The 2,352-nt window shown below is 58.5% G+C and carries 3 protein-coding genes and 1 pseudogene; 2 read left to right on the forward strand and 2 right to left on the reverse strand.

Translation table 11 applies throughout. The annotated features are described in order from the left end of the window. Positions 1 to 520, reverse strand: a pseudogene (locus BG35_RS13765) (hypothetical protein); the annotation flags it as partial. A 454-nt stretch (positions 521 to 974) separates the two neighbouring features. Here BG35_RS13765 and BG35_RS12290 point away from each other — a divergent pair. Continuing rightward, positions 975 to 1,478 (forward strand): ankyrin repeat domain-containing protein, encoded by a 504-nt coding sequence (locus tag BG35_RS12290; protein WP_071994834.1) that lies wholly within the window; start codon positions 975 to 977, stop codon positions 1,476 to 1,478. A gap of 18 nt (positions 1,479 to 1,496) precedes the next feature. On the opposite strand, the gene BG35_RS0109260 is transcribed toward BG35_RS12290, so the two are convergent. Next, complete coding sequence (locus BG35_RS0109260) at positions 1,497 to 1,772, reverse strand: hypothetical protein (protein ID WP_025782597.1); 276 nt, start codon at positions 1,770 to 1,772, stop codon at positions 1,497 to 1,499. 187 nt (positions 1,773 to 1,959) lie between these two features. Between BG35_RS0109260 and surE the strand changes: the two genes are divergently transcribed. Continuing rightward, on the forward strand, positions 1,960 to 2,352 hold a 393-nt coding region (gene surE / locus BG35_RS0109270; protein WP_034418321.1), incomplete at its 3' end, for a 5'/3'-nucleotidase SurE.

The following is a 2,352-nucleotide window of genomic DNA, read 5'->3' on the forward strand; positions in this document are numbered from 1 at the left end:
TGAGGGCCTCCTCCTCCAGTTGCCGCAACCGTTCGTTGAGACGCTCCTGGATCTCCTTCTTGAGCACGTTGGCGCGTTGGCCCATCAGGGGGCGTTGGGCATGGGGCAGGGAGCCCATGGCCCCCAGCACACGGGAGAGCTGCCCCCCCTTCTTGCCCAGCAGGCTGATGCGCAACCGCTCCAGCGCCTGGGGGGAGTCAGCGCTACGGATCTGGTCACTGGCCTGGGCCTCAAGGGCGTCCAGCCTTTTCCCTAGCTCCTGCCACCGCTGACGCCGTTCCAGCGCTTCTGAAACAGCATTATTTTTGCTGATCCTCTCTTCAAGGGGCTGGCGCTTCGGTTTGTCGAGAACTTTCTCCAAGACGCTCTGCTGGTCGGGGCGTTTCCTTAGCTCCTGCGACCGCTGCTGACTTTCCTGGGCCTGTTCCAGAGCTTCTGGAACAACGGTCCTGCGCCTCTCCTGGTTGAGGGTATCCAGTGGGCTCCTGAGGTTGTCCTCGGGGTTGACAGGGATGCTCACCAAGGTTGCACGGCTACTGACAGTTTAGGTGTCCACCACCGTGGGATCGTTCGCCTAGCGTTTGCGCAGGCTCATTTCGTAAATGCAGGCAGGGCAGCCAAGGCTGTGTGGAGGCAGGTTCTGGTGGTGTGGATGGCTGGTTGCCCAGTTGGACAAGATGGAGCCACCACTGGGTAGAAGGCCCATGGCATGTTAGGCTTTTGAACACCACGAAAATTGCCATTTCCCCGCCTGAGCCAAGCAAGGCTCCTAGCCTATGCATCTCTCTCCCAGACTAGCTTCCCCATGGTGAGAAGCTCTCCCATGAGGGAGGCTGTGCAATTTTCCGAGGCGCCATTTTGTCGATCTCCCCAATGGTTACCCATCTTTTTCTCCTCTCAAGAAAGTTCTTTTGAGTTTGGTTTTAGTTTCATTGACCGCTTGCGGGGGCAGAGTAACTGCACCCAGCGCAACTGTGTGCCCGACATGGAACACACTCGGCTTTTTCAAAGAAGCATCATTAGATGATGTGGTAGACTGTCTATCGAAGGGTAAAGATCCTAATGCCAAAGACTCAAATGGGTTAACGCCTCTATTCTGGGCAGTAGACCTTAGCAAGACGCCTGAAGTAGTGAAAGTTTTACTTGATGCCGGTGCTGATTTTAATACAAGGAATGTACTTGGATCAACACCTCTTCACTGGGCCGCGCAGTTTAGTCAGACTCCAGAAATGGTGGAAGTTCTACTCGAAGCTGGTGCAGATCCCAACACAAGGACTGATGCTTTTGAAAGCACGCCTCTCCACTTTGCCGTGAGGAATACCAAGGGTCTCACGCAGGCCATAGGTGCAGTAGAGGTTCTGCTTGACGCTGGCGCTGACCCCACAGCGCGGAACGCTTCTGGGAAGACAGCTTGGGACCGAATTCCAGATCGTATTCCGGATGATTCTCTCCTAAGGGATTTGTTGAAAAACCCTTGAAGGAAGATCCGGAGAGCTTTACGGGAAGCAGGCGAGCACCGTACCTGCTTCACCAGCAGGGAGGCGGCGATGATGGTGAATGTCTCGCCCCTTGCTGCCCATCCCTGGCGTCATGGTCACCGGCCACGGCCTGGCTACTACCTGACACGGCTTCAAGAGGGGAGGCAGGGTGGTGGCGCGTGAACCGTGAGCAGACCACTGGCAGATCCTGATCTCAGGCGTGGTGGCGCTGGTGGCGGGGCCGCCTCGCCCGGACTCGGAGCGGGCCATGCCCTGGATTTCGAACTGGGCCATGGTTGGCCAAGGCTGCGATCAAGGTGCGGGGGCGCAACGCCAATGCCCGGATCCTCGAATTTGACTTCTCTGGCTTCTTTGAAGCAGGAACCCATCCGAATCAGGAGGTGCGGTGATGCACCACTTGAGAGAAGGAATCCCTGTTCCTCAGGGCGGGGAGGAGTTCAAAAAGAGACACCCCGCAGGGCTGCGCATTCTGATCAGCAATGACGACGGCATCGGGGCGGCAGGGCTCCGGGGTCTGGCGACGGCTTGTGACGCCGCCGGCCATCGGGTGGACATGGTCTGCCCGGATCGGGAGCGTTCCGCCACCAGCCATTGCCTCACCAAAGAGCAGGCCATAGAAGCGAAGCGGATGGATGAAGTCTTCGGGGGGCGCATCAGGGCTTGGGCCTGCAGTGGCGCCCCGGCGGATGCCGTCAAGCTGGCGTTGATTACCCTCCTTTCCGAACCACCGGACCTGGTGTTGGCAGGGATCAACCACGGCCCCAACCTGGGCTGCGATGTGCTCTATTCCGGCACCGTTGCTGCCGCCATGGAGGGAACATTGCTGGGGATCCCCGCCATGGCGGTCAGCAGG

Origin of the sequence: Candidatus Synechococcus spongiarum SH4, assembly GCF_000586015.1 — a bacterium.
Taxonomy (GTDB): domain Bacteria; phylum Cyanobacteriota; class Cyanobacteriia; order PCC-6307; family Cyanobiaceae; genus Synechococcus_B; species Synechococcus_B spongiarum_F.

What these genes read in the sequence shown, in the direction of transcription:
- BG35_RS0109260 (WP_025782597.1), bottom strand. Translation starts at nt 1,772, where the DNA reads ATGGCCCAGTTCGAAATCCAGGGCATGGCCCGCTCCGAGTCCGGGCGA.